Source organism: Paracoccus sp. Z118 (genome assembly GCF_019061185.1).
GTDB lineage: Bacteria > Pseudomonadota > Alphaproteobacteria > Rhodobacterales > Rhodobacteraceae > Paracoccus.
Genome location: NZ_JAHQZU010000112.1, coordinates 1 through 567 on the forward strand (window position 1 = coordinate 1; position 567 = coordinate 567).

Below are 567 nucleotides of genomic sequence, written 5' to 3' on the forward strand. Positions count from 1 at the left end.
CACCAGCATCTGCCCCAGGTTCGACGCGGCGGGAACATGGATGATGGCTTTGTGGCCCTCGGCCCGCATGGTTTCCACAAAGCCGAGGCCCGTGATCGGGTTGACGAAGAGCGCCGCCCCTTCGGCGGCCGTGGCGCCCTCCGGGAGGACGATGCACCCATCACGGCGGATCAGGCGCAGCTCGGCATACATGGCGCCCCCGATCATGGCGACGCGCTTGCCCACCAGATCCTGCAGGTCAGGACCCGCCGCGATCACGGACCCGGAGGCTTCGTTGCCCACCGCCATCGACTGGTCCAGCCGGGCGCTGACGGCGGGAAGCAGATGCGGAGGAACCTTCGCGGTCAGGACCGGCGCGTCCCCGGTGCCCTCCGCGCGCAGGGTCTCCATGTCAGCTGGGCCGAATAGCAGCCCGAGGTCCGAGGGGTTGATCGGCGCGGCCTCGACCCGGACCAGCAACTCGCCCTGCCCCGGTTCGGCAACGGAGACGCGTTCCAGATTGATCCGCAGCGTTCCGTCCGTCGTGATGGTGGATCTCAGTTCAAGGCTGTTTCGCGGCATGATGTC

General features: G+C 68.1%; 1 protein-coding gene. It reads right to left on the reverse strand.

Annotated elements, in window-relative coordinates; genetic code table 11:
- On the reverse strand, nucleotides 1–567 hold a 567-nt coding region (locus tag KTN05_RS18810), incomplete at both ends, for an alcohol dehydrogenase catalytic domain-containing protein (RefSeq protein WP_371823408.1).